This is a genomic window from Blastomonas sp. CCH1-A6 (assembly GCF_001556365.1).
GTDB lineage: Bacteria > Pseudomonadota > Alphaproteobacteria > Sphingomonadales > Sphingomonadaceae > Blastomonas > Blastomonas ursincola.
In genome coordinates this window covers 1-15,920 of the sequence record NZ_LSIS01000369.1, presented here as the reverse complement: position 1 = coordinate 15,920, position 15,920 = coordinate 1, and the positions used below count along the sequence as shown (strand labels likewise).

The 15,920-nt window shown below is 64.7% G+C and carries 11 protein-coding genes, 6 pseudogenes and 1 other annotated feature; of the genes and pseudogenes, 9 read left to right on the top strand and 8 right to left on the bottom strand.

From position 1 onward, the window contains the following. A partial coding sequence (locus AX735_RS27055) for a zinc-dependent alcohol dehydrogenase (protein ID WP_066278972.1) occupies positions 1 to 961 on the bottom strand: 961 nt, incomplete at its 3' end. A 673-nt stretch (positions 962 to 1,634) separates the two neighbouring features. On the opposite strand from AX735_RS27055, the gene AX735_RS27050 reads away from it, so the two are divergent. Further along, positions 1,635 to 3,803 (top strand): catalase, encoded by a 2,169-nt coding sequence (locus tag AX735_RS27050; RefSeq protein WP_018250473.1) that lies wholly within the window; start codon positions 1,635 to 1,637, stop codon positions 3,801 to 3,803. A gap of 95 nt (positions 3,804 to 3,898) precedes the next feature. Here the strand turns inward: AX735_RS27050 and AX735_RS27045 are convergent, their stop codons facing one another. Genes AX735_RS27045 through AX735_RS27030 form a run of 4 tightly spaced genes read right to left on the bottom strand, consistent with a single transcriptional unit; the run spans position 3,899 to position 7,087 of the window. Continuing rightward, positions 3,899 to 4,495, bottom strand: a complete 597-nt coding sequence (locus AX735_RS27045; protein ID WP_066278969.1) for an SAM-dependent methyltransferase — start codon at positions 4,493 to 4,495, stop codon at positions 3,899 to 3,901. Continuing rightward, positions 4,492 to 5,145 carry a PIG-L deacetylase family protein gene (locus tag AX735_RS27040; RefSeq protein WP_010408764.1) on the bottom strand — a complete coding sequence of 218 codons (654 nt, stop codon included), beginning with the start codon at positions 5,143 to 5,145 and terminating at the stop codon, positions 4,492 to 4,494. The genes AX735_RS27045 and AX735_RS27040 overlap by 4 nt, the downstream gene beginning before the upstream one ends. Then, a complete protein-coding gene (locus tag AX735_RS27035; protein ID WP_231729960.1) occupies positions 5,142 to 6,080 on the bottom strand; it encodes an acyl-CoA dehydrogenase in 939 nt (312 codons plus the stop codon). The genes AX735_RS27040 and AX735_RS27035 overlap by 4 nt, the downstream gene beginning before the upstream one ends. Before the next feature lie 44 nt (positions 6,081 to 6,124). Further along, positions 6,125 to 7,087 carry a glycosyltransferase gene (locus AX735_RS27030; protein ID WP_206378455.1) on the bottom strand — a complete coding sequence of 321 codons (963 nt, stop codon included), beginning with the start codon at positions 7,085 to 7,087 and terminating at the stop codon, positions 6,125 to 6,127. A 248-nt stretch (positions 7,088 to 7,335) separates the two neighbouring features. Between AX735_RS27030 and AX735_RS27025 the strand changes: the two are divergent. Beyond that, positions 7,336 to 7,500: pseudogene (locus tag AX735_RS27025) on the top strand (hydroxyisourate hydrolase); the annotation flags it as partial. A 7-nt stretch (positions 7,501 to 7,507) separates the two neighbouring features. Here AX735_RS27025 and AX735_RS27020 read toward each other — a convergent pair. After that, positions 7,508 to 7,804 (bottom strand): hypothetical protein, encoded by a 297-nt coding sequence (locus AX735_RS27020; RefSeq protein WP_082442131.1) that lies wholly within the window; start codon positions 7,802 to 7,804, stop codon positions 7,508 to 7,510. Between the two features lie 244 nt (positions 7,805 to 8,048). Here AX735_RS27020 and AX735_RS27015 point away from each other — a divergent pair. The 3 genes and pseudogenes from AX735_RS27015 to AX735_RS27005 form a co-directional block, all read left to right on the top strand. After that, positions 8,049 to 8,560 (top strand): annotated as a pseudogene (locus AX735_RS27015) (transposase); the annotation flags it as partial. A 67-nt stretch (positions 8,561 to 8,627) separates the two neighbouring features. After that, positions 8,628 to 9,656 (top strand): IS110 family transposase, encoded by a 1,029-nt coding sequence (locus tag AX735_RS27010; protein WP_020493465.1) that lies wholly within the window; start codon positions 8,628 to 8,630, stop codon positions 9,654 to 9,656. Between the two features lie 204 nt (positions 9,657 to 9,860). Further along, positions 9,861 to 10,187 (top strand): annotated as a pseudogene (locus AX735_RS27005) (DDE-type integrase/transposase/recombinase); the annotation flags it as partial. Positions 10,188 to 10,401: 214 nt separating this feature from the next. Here AX735_RS27005 and AX735_RS27000 read toward each other — a convergent pair. Continuing rightward, positions 10,402 to 11,071, bottom strand: a pseudogene (locus tag AX735_RS27000) (transposase); the annotation flags it as partial. 59 nt (positions 11,072 to 11,130) lie between these two features. Here AX735_RS27000 and AX735_RS26995 point away from each other — a divergent pair. Continuing rightward, a protein-coding gene (locus AX735_RS26995) for an IS3 family transposase (protein ID WP_090423511.1) occupies positions 11,131 to 12,371 on the top strand; the annotation gives its coding sequence in 2 pieces (ribosomal slippage) (positions 11,131 to 11,485 and positions 11,485 to 12,371; 1,242 coding nt in all). Between the two features lie 12 nt (positions 12,372 to 12,383). On the opposite strand, the pseudogene AX735_RS26990 reads toward AX735_RS26995, so the two are convergent. Next, a pseudogene (locus AX735_RS26990) lies at positions 12,384 to 13,013 on the bottom strand (IS110 family transposase); the annotation flags it as partial. A 154-nt stretch (positions 13,014 to 13,167) separates the two neighbouring features. On the opposite strand from AX735_RS26990, the pseudogene AX735_RS26985 reads away from it, so the two are divergent. The 3 genes and pseudogenes from AX735_RS26985 to AX735_RS26975 form a co-directional block, all read left to right on the top strand. Next, a pseudogene (locus AX735_RS26985) lies at positions 13,168 to 13,506 on the top strand (integrase core domain-containing protein); the annotation flags it as partial. Between the two features lie 151 nt (positions 13,507 to 13,657). After that, positions 13,658 to 13,712 (top strand) — a sequence feature (sul1 is cis-regulatory element that is thought to sense ions involved in sulfur or methionine metabolism; They are found in Alphaproteobacteria). Positions 13,713 to 13,799: 87 nt separating this feature from the next. Beyond that, positions 13,800 to 15,284, top strand: a complete 1,485-nt coding sequence (locus AX735_RS26980; RefSeq protein WP_007684580.1) for a SulP family inorganic anion transporter — start codon at positions 13,800 to 13,802, stop codon at positions 15,282 to 15,284. A gap of 11 nt (positions 15,285 to 15,295) precedes the next feature. Then, positions 15,296 to 15,920, top strand: a 625-nt coding sequence (locus AX735_RS26975; protein WP_066278957.1) for a universal stress protein, incomplete at its 3' end; no start/stop codon positions are given.

Genomic DNA, 15,920 nt, shown 5'->3' with positions numbered 1-15,920 from the left:
CGATCGGAAGCTTGTCACCCATCCCGACGTAGACGCCGGGCACGGAGACCGTGCCGCCCTTGCGGCAGCTCATGATCGCCTGCCGCAGGACGTGGACGCGATCAGTGGCGAGCATCATGCTTGCCTTCACCTTGTCCATGACCGCGTCCGCCGCCCCGTGCGCGGCCGCCTCGCAGCCGACAGCATCGATGCAGCTGTCGGGGCCCCGGCCCTTGGTTCGCGCCTGCAGCTCGTCGTAGACATCGGTTTCGGCGAAGTTAATCGTCTCAGCGCCACCGGCCTCCGCCATGGCGAGTCGCTCGGGCACCTCGTCGATCGCGATCACGCGGCCGGCGCCCATCATCAGCGCGGAGCGGATGGCGAACTGGCCGACCGGACCGCAGCCCCAGATCGCGACGGTGTCGCCATGCTCGATCTGCGCATTCTCGGCGGCCATGTAGCCGGTCGGGAAGATATCCGATAGGAAGAGGGCCTGCTCGTCGGTAACGTTGTCGGGAATCTTGATCGGACCGACATCCGCCATCGGCACGCGGAGATACTCCGCCTGACCGCCGCAGTAGCCGCCCAGCATGTGGCTGAAGCCGAACAGCCCGGCGGGCGAATGGCCCATCGCCTTGGCGGCCATCTCGGCGTTCGGATTGGTCCGATCGCAGGCCGCAAACAGACCCTTCTTGCAGAACCAGCAATCGCCGCAGCTGATCGTGAACGGCACCACCACCCGGTCCCCGATCTTGAGGTTGGTGACCTCGGACCCGAGCGCCACGACCTCGCCCATGTTCTCGTGGCCGAGGATGTCGCCGGCCTCCATGGTGGGCTGGTAGCCATCCAGCAGGTGAAGGTCCGACCCGCAGATCGCGCAGGCGGTTACTTTGATGATCGCATCGCGCGGGTGCTTGATCTCGGGATCCGCAACGGTGTCGACGCGGACATCGCCTTTACCGTGCCAGCATAGTGCGCGCATGTCGTTTCCTCATCTGAGTGCATGTCCCTGTCGTCAGGGCCATGTCTATGACGCTCAACGCCTTGAGCCGCGGCATGGGTCCCTGTCCATTTGATTCGTTTACATCAACGAGCGGCCGTAAAACGGCCGTACGGCCAGCGGGTTGAACGCAGACGGCATGCCCGGCTTGAAAGCCAGCAAGATAATGAAGTGGGTCGCCCAGGCCGTGCAGCCGGCCGACACGATGGTGATAGGTTCTCACAGGCTGCGCGTCTTCCGCCCTGAGCGTATGGCATGGTCGGCCAGGGCAAAGGACGCATAGATTCCGCAGAGGCAAACCAGGCCGGCGAGCAGCACCAACCACAGATCGTGGTCGTGCCGGACGCAGTCGAAAACCTGTACGACCTGGGAGTACATCATGCTCGGCTAACGGCAAGGCGTTAAGACATCTCCAACCGGCTCATATCGGCTTTCCCTGGCTGTGATCCAGGACCAAGGAAGCCGCAGTCGGGTTCTGCGCAGCCATGAACACTTACGTTGCCGAGCCCGCGCCTGTCGTCCGAACCGGCGACCATGCTCGACTGACATAACTTGATTTCGGTCCTCCGGGTCGGTTCCCAGTCGCTACAAAGATTTATGCCTCGCATCGCCGTGGCGCTGGTGGCATTAAGGGCATGATCGGAGGATTACGTCCATGGCACGCAAGAGCATCAAAAGCGACGCGGTGAAACTCAAGGGCGAGACGGCCAAGAAGGCACCGCCGCTGCCGGCGGGTGCCGACCAGCCGACGAACTATGCCGAGCAGCAGGGCCATGGCGGCGAAACCCGCCAGACGACCTCGGACGCGGCACTTACCATGACCACGCAGCAGGGCATCCCGATCGCGGACGCCCAGAACAGTCTCAAGGCGGGTCTGCGGGGCCCCACGCTGCTCGAGGACTTCATCCTCCGCGAAAAGATCTTCCATTTCGATCACGAGCGCATCCCGGAGCGCGTCGTCCACGCACGCGGCTATGGCGCGCACGGCGTGTTCGAGCTGACCGACAGTCTGGCCGACTACACCCGCGCCGACGTGCTGAGCACGGTCGGGCAGCAGACGGAGGTGTTCGTCCGCTTCTCAACGGTAGCGGGCAACAAGGGCTCGCGCGATCTGGCGCGCGACGTGCGCGGCTTCGCCGTCAAGATGTACACGAAGCAGGGCAACTGGGACATCGTCGGCAACAACATCCCGGTGTTCTTCATCCAGGATGCCATCAAGTTCCCCGATCTGGTCCATGCGGCTAAGCAGGAGCCCGACCGGGCGTTCCCCCAGGCGCAAACCGCACACGACAATTTCTGGGATTTCGCCAGCCTCACCCCGGAAGCCTGGCACATGATCATGTGGATCATGTCCGATCGCACGATCCCCCGCTCCTTCCGCACGATGGAGGGCTTCGGCGTCCACAGCTTCCGCCTGGTGAACGCGGAAGGCAGGTCGACCTTCGTCAAGTTCCACTGGAAGCCGCGCCAGGGGCTCCAGTCGGTGCTGTGGAACGAAGCGGTCAAGATCAGCGGCGCCGATCCCGACTATCATCGCCGCGATCTCTGGGAGGCGATCGAGAGCGGTGACTTCCCGCAATGGGATCTCGGCGTCCAGCTGTTCGATCAGGAAACCGCCGACAAGCTTCCCTTCGACCATCTCGACTCGACCAAGCTCATCCCCGAGGAGGACGTGCCGGTCCGCATCGTCGGTACGCTCACGCTTAATCGCAACGTCGACAACTTCTTCGCCGAAACCGAGCAGGTCGCCTACTGCACGCAGAACATCGTGCCGGGCATCGACTTCAGTGACGACCCGCTGCTGCACGGCCGCAACTTCTCCTATCTCGATACCCAGCTGAAGCGGCTCGGCAGCCCGAACTTCACCCACCTGCCGATCAATGCCCCGCGCTGTCCGGTGATGAACTTCCAGCAGGACGGCCACATGGCGATGCGCAATCCGAAGGGGCGCGTGAACTATGAGCCGAACAGCTGGGGCGCGGAAGGCGGTCCGCGCGAGAACGCGGAGATCGGCTTCACCAGCTTCCCCGCCGAGGTTCAGGGGACTAAGCAGCGGGTTCGGTCCGAAACCTTTGCCGATCATTACAGCCAGGCGCGGCAGTTCTATCTCAGCCAGCAGCCGATCGAGCAGAAGCACATCGGCGACGCGCTGGTGTTCGAGCTGTCGAAGGTAGATCGTGTCGACATCCGGGCCCGGGCGGTCAGCCACCTGCGCAACATCGACGAGGATCTCGCCGCTACCGTTGCGGACGGGCTCGGCCTTGACCTGCCGGACGCCGCCAAGGCGGCCAAGCCGACGCTAGACCTGCCGACATCGTCGGCGCTCTCGATCGTCGCCAACGGCCCGGCGAATTTCGCCGGGCGAAAGATGGGCCTGCTGCTGACCGATGGGTCGAGCGCCGAGCTGTTCAATGCGCTGACGAAGGCGCTGGAAGCCGAAGGCGCGGTCTGGGAGGTGGTCGCGCCGAAGATCGGCGGGGTCACGCTCGACGACGGCACCAAGGTCGCGGCCAAGCAGAAGATCGACGGCGGACCTTCGGTCCTGTTCGATGCCGTCGCGGTGCTCCCGTCCGAGGAGGGGGTTGCGATGCTCGCCAAGGATGCGGCCTCCAAGGACTTCGTGGCGGACGCGTTCGGCCACTGCAAGTTCATCGGCTACACCGATGCAGCCGCCACGTTGTTCGACGCTTCTCGAGTGCCGGAGCTTGACGATGGCTTCGTAGCCCTAAGCAAGAGCAAGGACGTCAAGGCGTTCGTCACGACCTGTCGTGACCTCAGGTTCTGGGCTCGGGAGATGAAGGTCGATCTCGACGCGGCGGCCTGACGACCCTGGCGGGAGCGGCAGGTGGACGTCCTGCCGCTCCACTTAACGGCAAGCCTCATATCGCACGGACGTGGGACGTGCTGCCTCGCTCGCGTTCAAGGGGATCGGGGCACACCGTCGGCGCGGGCCGCGGTGACGACCCAGCGGCGGGTGCGGCGCACGGTGCGAACCGTCCAACGACGCCCGGTCTCTGCGAGGAACCGGGCGTGGATTCCTGCCGCGTGCTGGGCGAAGTCGTAGTAGTCGATCCTGTGGTGCGCGAGCACGATGGTGCCGTCTCCCCGCAGGCGAGCGGCCATCTCACGCGCAACCCGGGCCATCTCTCGCGCTGAGAGGTAATACAGGATCTCGGCGATCACGATCACGTCATAGACGAGACGTGGCGGTCGACCGGGGAGCACGAGCAGCGATGCGCACGCACGAGGCCAGGCCGCGACGGCGCGTGCCGTCAGGTCGACCCCCTCCCTCGTGCCCTCGGTCGCATCGAGGCACAACGCCATCCTCGCGATCGCGGCACTGTTGGATCCGTTGCCGCTGGCCAGCTCCAGCACCCGTCCGACCGGTCGGTGACCTATCGCGTGCAGGATCACGGCACGCTTCACCGCCTCGTCACGGGCGGTGAAGGTGCGCCAGGGATCGTCGTCGCCGGCGAACTTGGCGGCGAACCCGGCAAGATCGATCGGGCTCGTCACTTCGAACCCGGCCGGTAGCGCTCGACCGGACGAGCAAAGGCCGCAAGCTCGTGTCTCGCGATCGTGAAGCCTGCTGGATCATCGGAAACGGCGCCGAGCTGCGTCCGGTAGACGCGGATCAGCGACCGCTTAACCGGAACTCCTCCGGGCACAGCGATGCGCCATGCCGGTCCGGACCTGTCCGGGCGAGGCGGCCACACGCGGTAGGTCAGCCGACCGGCGCCACCCGGGCATCGGGCGACGGCCGCTGCTACGGCGCGGTGATCGGGATGGTCGTCATCGCAGGCCGGTCCGACGATGAGATCGAGATCCCGGCATCGTGCGACCTGGCGGCGCAGCGCGCGATAACAGCGTCCCGGGATCGAGGGCAACTGGCCATCGGGCAAATTGAGGAACGAGACGTCGCCAGCAACGATGCCGAGACGACGTAGCGCATGAAGGCTCTCACGCTGGCGCGCCGCGACCAGTCGCGCTCTCGGCCATTGTCGGCTGCCCCGGTGAGACGCGGCACCATCGGTCACGACCGCAACCCGGACCCGAGCTCCATGGCGGCGAAGCCGCGCAATGAGGCCTGCCGCGCCGATGACCTCGTCATCCGGGTGCGGGGCGATCACCAGCGCGACACGTACGTTTCGCAGCGGGATCCTCACAGAATGGGGTCGAGGATGTGCTCGGCGACAGCCTGGCCGACGCGAAAGCGATGCGCGTCGGGCGCAGGCTGGCGCAGGTACACCATGAGATCGGCGATCTTTGCCGCCAGCGGATGCGATAGGAACAATCCCTGCAGCCCCACCGCCTCCTGCGCGATCGTCAGGGCGCGCTCGGCAGAGCCGGCGATCGATAGCCGCGCAGCGGACACCCGGGCGAGGCGTTCCGCATCCGTCCCGCTGAACCAGGCGCCCGCCGTGTCGCGGATGCTCGCCGCTGCACCCTGGGCAAGCAGGAACAGGTCGGCGAGGCGCGATGCCTGGAACGGATCGGAAGCGCGCTCGTGGGTGGTCAGGTGGTCACGCACTGCATCGAGCAGGCCGGCGATGCCCCCGGCATGAACCGCGGCGAAGCGCAGCGCGCCTCCGCTGAAGAACGGCTCCCGCGCATAGCTGCCGGGCTCGCCGATACGGCCGTCTTCACGGATCACAGAGCCGGACCAGCGCACCAGATGTGTCTCCGAGCGCTGCATGCCGATCGTCTGCCACCACTCCCGATCGATGGCAGGCGGATCGGCATCCAGGTCGAGCAGGAGCAGCTGCGGCCCGCGTTCGCTATCCGCAGTTACCAGCGCGTGAGTCAGTATCCCCGCCCCCGATGCATAGCCCTTGCCGCCGGTCAGCCGTCCGCCGGTAAGCACCAGCGACTCACCCGGCAGGCCCGCATTCCACACACCCAGCATCGCTCCCGCAGCGATCCGCGCCCGCAACGCAGCGACCTGGGACGACGTGCCGTATCGAAACACGATTTGCACCGCATCGACATGCCCCTCCAGCAGGCGCCCGATGGGGAGATCCCGGCGTCCCGCAGCGTAAAGAGGGCGGAGCAGGTCCAGATATGCCTCGGGCGTCGTCGGATCGCCGGCGGGGTCGGTCACCCACCCTGCCGCGACGATCGCATGGCGCAGAGCTTTGGTCGTCGTCATACCGCCTGCTCGCAAAGCTGGTGCTCGAGCGTTGCCAGGGCATGCTCGGCCTCGGCGAGGGTGACGTCGGGTATATCGGGCAGCGCCGGCACGACACGCATGGCGAACGCCTCTGCGTTGGGGCAGTCGCGCGCGACGCCGATCACATGGTCACCGGTCAATCCGATACGGTCGCCGAAGCGAGCTGCGACAAAGGAATCGGGGAGCCCGGCCCAAATGCGGCGCGCCTCCGCCTGCTGTCGGTATTGCCATGCCGCCCCTCGGGGATGCGGCATTGAGGGTGCCCCGTGATGGTCGATGGCACTGAGCGCAGCCGCCATGCCGCCCGGCGCCCGGCCGAGCCGCCGTGAGGAGGTCGCAACCACCATGCCGGGATCGCGGCGCACGCGAAACCCGGCGCGCCCGGCATCGTCGAGCAGGGCGGCGTCCTCGCCGCATGGCACCGGCTGGAAGCCACCCAGCGCCTGATAGGCTCCGGGTCGGAAGGCCATGTTGGCGCCTCCCGAGCAGTGGGAGCCGGTCGGACTGTCCCACGGAACGGGGTCGACCGATCGTCGGTAGGCGTGAAGCCGATCGAGGTAGCGCTCGACCCTCCCCTGCACCGGATCCCGCTCCGCTGCGATCCGGACGATTCGCCCGGCGACAAGGTCGGCCGAGGCCAGGCCCTGCAGTGCCGCCCTGACCCAATCGGCACGGGGCTGGCTGTCGGCGTCGGTCGTCAGGAGAATACCGTGGGGCGTGCTCGCCGCATGATGCAGGCCGAGGGCGATGGCGGCCCGGCGTGCACGACCGGCATTGGCATCAGGGGACGGGTCTCCCTGAGCCACCGTGAACGGAAGGGCCATGCGACCAGCATGCTCGAGTATTACCTGCTCGCTCGCATCCGAGCAATTATCAAGGAGGAAGAACACGGCAGCCTCGACGTCGCCCAGGTCCAGTCGCTCGATCGCCTCCAGCAACTTCGGTAACGCAGTCTCCTCGTTGCGGACCGGAACACAGATCGCAGCTGACACAGGTCGCAACGGCACCCCCACCATCGGTTTCGCAGGACCGGCGACCCTGCCTTGCAGGACTGTAGGTGATAAACGCCGGTTTCGATAGCTGCTCGCGGTGATGCAAGATGCCAGATCGTCATGCAGGACTATAGGTTTGCCCGGTTTCAACCGAGATATCGGCGTCGGGTAGGTAGCCGTCGAAGTTCGCGCCGCGCACCTACAAGCTGCTGTTCGACATGGCAGGCTACCCGGATGCGAAGGCGGTGCCATTCTTCCCCGAGATCGATCCCGTGTTCCGCGTCACCGACCCTGCCGCGCACTACCATGTGCCGGTCGTGGTCAGCCCCTTCGGCTACTCCACCTACAGGGGCAATTGATCACCGATCACGCCTCGATCCCTGCCTGGTGCATCGGCTTATAGAGCTCGTGCTCAAGCGACCGCAGGTAGCGGTCGAGGCGCTCTACCAGTGTTGCGACGTCCGCAGCATAGGCTGGGACGTTCGAAGCTATCGCGTTGCTGCTCCAACGCCGTATGTGGTCGGAGTAGCGTAGCCGAAGCTCGCGATCCTCTTCCATGATCCGCTCGTAAGTCGGCATCTGGTCGGCGAAATAGCCTCGAGCCTCCTTGTTCCAGCCCTGCTGTGTAGGCAGATGCTCCCGTACCGCATTGGCCAGGTTCATTCGTAGCCGGCCGAGGTCGGTAAGCGGAGGTCCAGCCCTGACGCAGTCACGAAGTGCGTAGGCAGCGGCGCGGATCGCCTCGTGGGAGCGCCTGCTATCATCGGGCCTCATCATCTCGTTCTACTCGCCATCATCTTACTAGCCGTCATTGCTGGCGCGCCGCGCGCCGATCATGGCCGTCTGAGCTGCCCCCTTCTGAGTGGTCCATCGACTATTACAGTCTGGACCAAGGAAGGGACGACGAATGCCTGCGAAGAAGCACAAGCCCGAGGAGATTATCGGGAAGCTACGTGAGGTTGAGATCATGCTGGGTCAGGGCGGCACGACCGCCGAGGCCTGTCGGCGCATCGCGGTCAGCGAGCAGACCTAATACCGCTGGCGCAAGGAATATGGTGGCCTGAAGACCGATCAGACTCGGCGGATGAAGGATCTGGAAAAGGAGAACCTGCGGCTGCGCCGGGCGATCTCGGATCTGACGCTGGACAAGCTCATCCTGCAGGAGGCAGCCAAGGGAAACTTCTGAGCCCCGCACGGCGTCGGCGCTGCATCGACCAGGTCCGGGAGGTGCTGGATGTATCCGAGCGGCGGGTGTGCCGCGTGCTCGGCCAGCACCGGTCGACGCAGCGCAAGGTGCCGTTCGGGGCAGATGACGAGCTGGCGCTCACCGAGGATATCATCGCCCTTGCCAGGCAGTACGGGCGCTACGGCTATCGCCGGGTGACGGCGCTGCTGCATGCGGCGGGTTGGTCGGTGAACCACATGGCGTAATCAGGAGCGGTGCTCGTTGGGATAGCCTGTCGTCCCCTGAAGAGGAGGACGGAAGATGACCTGCTATGTTGGCCTAGATGTGTCGATGAAGGAGACCGCGATCTGCGTCGTGGACGAAACGGGCGATCGCATATGGGACGGTAAGTCGCGAACGGACCCGGACGCTATTGCGGCCGTGCTGGCGCGGAGGGCCGCAGGAGCCGTGAGGATCGGTATCGAGACGGGCCCGATGACCGTGTGGTTGTGGCACGCATTGACCGAGCGAGAGCTGCCGGTGGTGTGTCTTCATGCCAGGCATGCTGCGGCAGCGCTGAAGCTGCAGATGAACAAGACGGACCGCAACGACGCGTTTGGGTTGGCACGGCTGGTCCGCTCGGGCTGGTACCGGCCGGTCGCTGTTCGCTCGATGGATACGCACCGGTTGCGTGCGCTCCTGATCACGCGAGACCAGCTGGTCGGCATGAGCACCGCGCTCATCAACAAGATACGCGGCCTGGCGAAGACTTTCGGCATTCTGGTCGGACCCGGGAAGGGTGGCACCTTCGAACGTCAGGTCCGGGCAACGCTGCCGGACGATCCGGTGGTCGCCGCACTGTTCGAGAGCCTACTGGCGATGCTGAGCACATTGCGGGAGCAACAGCTTGCCATTGCCAAGCAGCTCGCCCGGGTTGCCCGGCAAAGCGGCGCCTGCCGCTTGATGATGACGATGCCCGGCGTCGGACCGCTGACGGCCGTCAGCTTCATGACCACCATCGAGGATCCTCACCGGTTCCGACGCTCGCAGGATGTCGGCGCCTATCTCGGTCTCACTCCGCGTCGCTACCAGTCGGGCGAGGTCGACATCAACGGCCGCATCTCCAAGTGCGGAGATCGTCTCACCCGCAAGCTGCTGTTCGAAGCGGCCAATGTCATGCTGTCGCGGACCTCGCAGGCGTCGGCGCTGAAGGACTGGGCTGCCGCCATCGGCCGGAGATCGGGCTTCTGGAAGGCGCGCGTTGCGCTGGCCCGCAAGCTGGCGGTGATCCTCCACCGGATGTGGATCGACGGGCGAGGCTTTGACCCAAAGGTGACTGCCATGGCCTGATATCTGCTTTCCGAGCTGCCGCCCCGCCAGGGTGCGGCCACGGCCATCTCGTGACCCGCTTCGTGACCATCTGGAACACGGGAACCACATCGAGAGGCCGGCGATCTGGCGCCATGCTGAGGCTGGACCCGTCCTGACCTCGAAGACGACAACGATGCGCAAAAGAAGATCGACTACGAGCACCTTGGCAAACGGCTTGACCGATTAGACGATAAACGGGTGGAACGGATCTGGCGACGCGAGGGGCTGAAGGTGCCGCAGCGCCAGCCGAAACGCGGCCGGTTATGGCTGAACGATGGCTCGTGCATCCGGTTGCGGCCGGAGTATCCGGGGCATGTCTGGGCTTACGACTTCGTCGAGGAACGCACCCATGACGGACGCAAGTTCCGCATCCTTACCATTATCGACGAGGCGAGCAGGGAGTGCCTGGCACTCGTCGTCGCGCGCCAGCTCAAACACGAAGACGTACTGGCAGCGCTGGCCGAGTTGTTCATCGAGCGTGGTCCGCCCGCGCATATCAGGTCGGACAACGTCCTATGTCTGGAAGCAGCGGCGGGTTTTGGCCAGCAGATATCCATGCGCCGACAACCATCGGCGCGGCATGCAATCTGAGCCAGATGGCTTCCACCGTCAACGGGATCGCTCCCTGCCATAGCAAACACAGGATCCAGCGGCGCCGGGGCGGCCGTGGTCCTCACCATCCTTAAAACGAGATACGCACCCAGGTGGAAGGCCCGAACATTATCTACAGGGTCGCTCGACGAGCGCCCTCACGGCACTTGCAGAGAGGGGTCCTTCCACCTGGCATCCGACCGTTCGAGGAACGGCCGGTACTCTGTCCCCGTCTTGACGACGGCGTGAGCCACGCGCGCCATCTTGGCGGTGAGCGCCGTCATCGCCTTGCGGCGACGGTCGGCATCGTCCGCGTGCCCGGCGGTGTACCGTCCGAGCTTGTCACGGAAACTGTTGTCGCGCTGACGCGCGGCGACCTGGGCAGCCATCCAGAAGGTGCGGCGCAGACGCGCGTTGCCGTACTTGGACAGCTTGGTGCGGCCACGAAACGTGCCTGACTGGCACGTTGCGAGATCGAGGCCGCAGAACTTCAGGAACTGTCGATGATGGTTGAAGCGACGCAAATCACCGGCCTCGGCCAGAATGGTCAGCGCGTTAATCGGACCAATGCCCGGAATGTTGCGCAGCAGCTTATAATCAACATGCTCGGCCAGCCTGTCATGGGCAAGCCGCTCTATCTCGTCACGCTGGTGGATGAGGCTGCGTCCCTGCGCGATGACCATGCGGAACATGGTAATTGCTGCCGAATCCTCCGGGACCGGCAGAGCCACCGAAGCGCAGGCCGTTTCGTATATGTCATTGACAAGACGGGCCTTGGAAACCTTGCGGCCGATGAGAGGCCAGGTGAGTTGGCCCCCGAAATGACCTGACAGGGTCTCGCTCTTAGATAAGAGTGAGCCATATGACTGAGCATACGACTAGGCGCTACAATGGCGGCGAGGTCCTCTCCGGGGTTCAGCGCCGGAGGCGCTGGACCCCGGAGGAAAAGGTCCGGATCGTCGAGGAGACGTATCTGCCGGGCATGAACGTGTCGCTGGTAGCCCGGCAGCATGGCATCAGTGGCAGCCAGATCTTCACCTGGCGCAGGCTGGTTGCGCAGGGTGCGCTGACTGCCGCCGGTGCCGGCGAGGAGGTGGTGCCCGCCTCCGAGTACCGGTCGCTGCAGAACCAGGTCGCCGAGCTGCAGCGCCTGCTGGGCAAGAAGACTATGGAAGCCGAGATACTGCGGGAGGCCGTCTCCCGGGCCGCAGGCCCAAAAAAACTCCTCTTGCGCTCGATCTCGTTGCCAGGGGACGACCGGTGAGCGCGGTGGCCGAGGCGTTGGGCGTCAGCCGCCAGCACCTGTCAGCCATGCACAACCGGTCGCCTACACGTCGGCGAGGTCGACCGCCTCTACCGGATACCGACTTGGTCAGCGACATCCGGGCGCTGATCGCCGATCTGCCCACCTACGGTTATCGCCGGGTCCACGCCCTTCTGCGCCGCCAGGCTGCCAGGATCGGGCGCACAGCGCCCAATCCCAAGCGGGTCTACCGGGTCATGAAGGTGCACGGGCTGCTGCTTCAGCGCCACAACGGCAGCCGGGAGGAGCGGCGCCATGATGGTCGCGTTGCCGTCGATCGGCGCAACACCCGCTGGTGCTCTGACGCCTTGGAGATCGCTTGCGACAATGGCGAAAAGGTGCGCGTCGCCTTTGCACTCGACTGCTGTGACCGCGAGGCCATGGGGCACGTTGCTACCACCGGCGGCATCACCGCCGAGGACATCCGTGATCTGATGGTCGCCACTGTCGAGCATCGCTTTGGCCCGGTGAACCGCTTGGCCTCGCCCATTGAATGGCTCAGCGATAACGGCAGCCCTTACGTTGCTCACGATACTCGCCGCTTCGCGCGCGACATCGGCCTCGTACCCCGCACCACGCCGGTCAGCTCTCCGCAATCGAACGGCATGGCCGAAGCTTTCGTGCGCACCCTCAAGCGCGACTACGTCCGTGTAAACCCGACGCCCGATGCACGCACTGTCATCGAGCAACTGCCCCGCTGGCTAACCCACTACAATGAGGTCCATCCGCACAAGGCGCTAGGCTACCGATCACCCCGCGAGTACATCACCCAAACCCGCGAGGCCTCGTCAGGCAATTAGGGGGCAACGACACCAGGCAGCTGCCGAGAATGCCCCAGCGTCGAGCGCGGTGATGCTGGCAGGAGTGGGGAACCGCTCGATGAGCGCGAGAAACCAGTCGGACCGGCTGTTGCCTGCGAAGCGGGCGATCTCGGGGAAGTACAGCGGCAGGTAGTGGGTCAGGATGCGGTGCCAGGTCTGCGTCTTCATCCTAGAGATCGTTTCGTGGGTCTTCGAGAGTTCCTGCAGGTCATTGATGCCCGCGGCGAGAGGATCGACGTAGCGCTGCGTCGCACCGATCCGCAGCATGTGCAGGATGACCTGCGCGTCCTTGGGGTCGTTCTTGTCCCAGCCATTGTGCAGCGCCTCGCGCGTTCTGGCGAGCGCGACCGACGAGATGAGGCGCAGCTCGAACCCTGCCGTCAGCAGCCGATGTGCCAGCGTGCGATGGTAATTACCCGTCGCCTCGAACCCGACAATGATAGGGCGCCCGATGGCAGCGAGTTTTTCGGCAAAGCCGTCATAGTCCTGCCTGGTTGCCATGACGGTCATCCGCCGGCGCCGGCCGCCTTCCGGTCGCTCGATGAGAACCTCCTGCCGGCTCTTGGACATATCGATAGCTACCAGCACGGCGCCGGCAGGCGTAGAGGTGAGCTTGGTCATGGTCGGTCAGCCTCCAAAGTGTTGTCTCGACAACCTCACTTTAGATACCTGCTGACCGGTCATGGCTTGCCCTGATGAAGCCTGCGGCCGCTACGCGGCCTTGTCTTCATCAGGGCCATAGCGGCTCCCAAACCAGCGCTTCCCAATGTGCTATGGCAGCGAGTTCATCGCCGCCGCCGTCCAGACCTGGCTCAGGCAGATCGGCGTGAAGACGCTCTACATCGCCCCGGGCTCGCCATGGGAGAACGGCTACAACGAGAGCTTCAACGGCTCGCTGCGGGATGAGCTGCTGAACGGCGAGATCTTCTACACCCTCGCTGAAGCCAGGGTGCTGATCGAGGCGTGGCGGCGTCACTACAACACTGTCCGACCGCACAGCAGCCTCGGCTATCGACCACCCGCCCCGGAAGCGGCGACACCGCCATTGCCGGCCTCCGGTTCCGCTTCGCTCCACCTCCGACCGGCAATGGCGGCGGAGACGACAATGCACTAACTATCAACCCGGACCACCCGGTGGGGGCTGCTCATAATCACCACTCCTCGGCGGTCACCCCCTTTCCCTCAAACGATGGTATTATGGGAATGCAGGCTGCTGATGTTCGCAGTTGCAATATGGTCCGATCAGTGACTATCTAGAGGCCTTCGACGGACCCGGATTGATTCGGGTGGCTCGGCCCGGCGCCTATCCCCGGGATAACCTTAGCGAATTTGGGCCTCGCTTCCGAGTATCGTTGATTGAACGCGTCTGACGGCGTGCGCCCCTCGCTATTGCGATCAGGTTTCTACATGACATTTGCTACTTCGCTTCGACGCGAATGGCTCTCGAACCCGCGCGCCGACGTGCTTGCGGGTATCGTCGTCGCGCTCGCGCTGATCCCGGAGGCCATCGGCTTCTCGATCATTGCCGGCGTCGATCCAAGCGTCGGGCTGTTTGCCTCCTTCTCCATCGCCGTCATCATCTCGCTCGTGGGCGGACGCCCCGGCATGATTTCGGCCGCAACCGCCGCCATTGCGGTTCTTGTCCTGCCGCTGATCCGCGATCACGGCGTCCAGTACCTCTTTGCCGCCACCATCCTCATGGGACTGATCCAGGGCGTCGCCGGCTTCCTGAAGCTCGACCTGCTGATGCAGTATGTGTCACGCTCGGTCATCACCGGCTTCGTCAACGCGCTCGCGATCCTAATCTTCATCGCGCAGCTTCCCCAGCTAACGAACGTCGGGTGGGAAACCTACGCGATGGTCGCGGCGGGCCTGGCGATCATCTACCTGTTCCCGCGTCTGACCAAGGCGATCCCGTCGCCGCTGGTCGCGATCGTGATCCTGACGATCGTCTCGATCTATGCCGGCATCAAGGTCAACACGGTGGGCGATATGGGCAAGCTGCCCTCGTCGCTGCCAGCGTTCGGCATCCCACAGGTGCCGTTCACGCTGGAAACGCTGCGCATCATTTTCCCCTATTCGCTGACGATGGCGGCGGTTGGCCTGCTGGAATCGATGATGACCGCGCAGATCGTCGATGATCTGACCGACACGCCATCGAACAAGCGCCGCGAGATGAAGGGGCAGGGTATCGCCAATTTTCTGACCGGCTTCCTCGGCGGGATGGGCGGCTGCGCCATGATCGGGCAGTCGGTCATCAACGTGAAGTCGGGCGGCTCCACCCGCCTTTCCACCTTTGTGTCGGGCGCGTTCCTGCTGTTCCTGATCGTCGTACTGGGGCCGCTGGTCGCCCGCATTCCGATGCCGGCGCTGGTCGCGGTGATGATTATGGTGTCGATCGGCACCTTCTCCTGGGGATCGATCAGGAACCTCAAGAGCCATCCGTGGCAGTCGTCGGTTGTCATGCTGGTGACGGTGCTGGTTGTCGTCTCGACGCACGATCTGGCGCAAGGCGTGGTCGCAGGCGTGATCCTGTCCGGTCTGTTCTTCGCCAGCAAGGTCAAGCGCCTGTTCGACGTGGCATCCGAGCTGAGCGCGGATGGCAGGACGCGGACCTACCGCGTCTCGGGTCAGGTGTTCTTCGCCTCGTCCGAGCGGTTCGCCGACGCCTTCGACTTCAAGGAGGTGCTGGACAATGTGGTCATCGACCTGACCGCCGCGCACTTCTGGGACATTTCGGCGGTGGGGAGCCTCGACAAGGCGATCCTCAAGTTCCGCCGCGAAGGCACCCATGTCGAGGTCATCGGCCTCAATCAGGCGAGCGCGACGATGGTCGATCGCTTCGCCGTCCATGACAAGCCCGGCGCCGAAGCAGCGCTCGGCGCCCACTGAGGAGAGGGCTTATGAACCGCATATTGGCCTGTATCGACGCATCCACCTACGCGACCAGCGTCGTCGATCTGGCGGCCTGGGCCGCTACCCGGCTCGGGGCCGATGTCGAGCTGCTGCACGTCGTCCAGCGCAAGGATGCCGTGGCATCGCGCAACGATCATAGCGGCGCGATCGGCCTCGGTGTCAAAAGCGAGCTGCTGGAAGAGCTGACCCGCATCGAGGAAGCGGCGGGGCGTCTTGCCATCGAGGAAGGGCGCATCCTGCTGGACGCAGGCGGCACTCGCTTGAAGGAGCAGGGCATCACGGTCGCGTCGATGCACCTGCATGGAGGGATCGTGGAGACGATCGTCGAGCGTGAAGCCGATGCTGCATTGGTCATCATCGGCAAGCGCGGCGCGTCGGGCGAGTTCGCGACCGACCATATCGGCTCCAAGGTCGAACGGGTCGTGCGTGCCAGCGACAAGCCGGTGCTGATCGCCTCACGCGAAGCCAAGGCACCTGACGCGGTGGTGATCGCCTTCGACAACAGCCCCGCCGCCTGCCGCGCTGTCCGTCATGTCGCTACCTCGCCGCTGTTCGGTGGTTTGCCAGTACACCTCGTCATGGCGGGGCCGGATGATGGCAAACACCGCGACC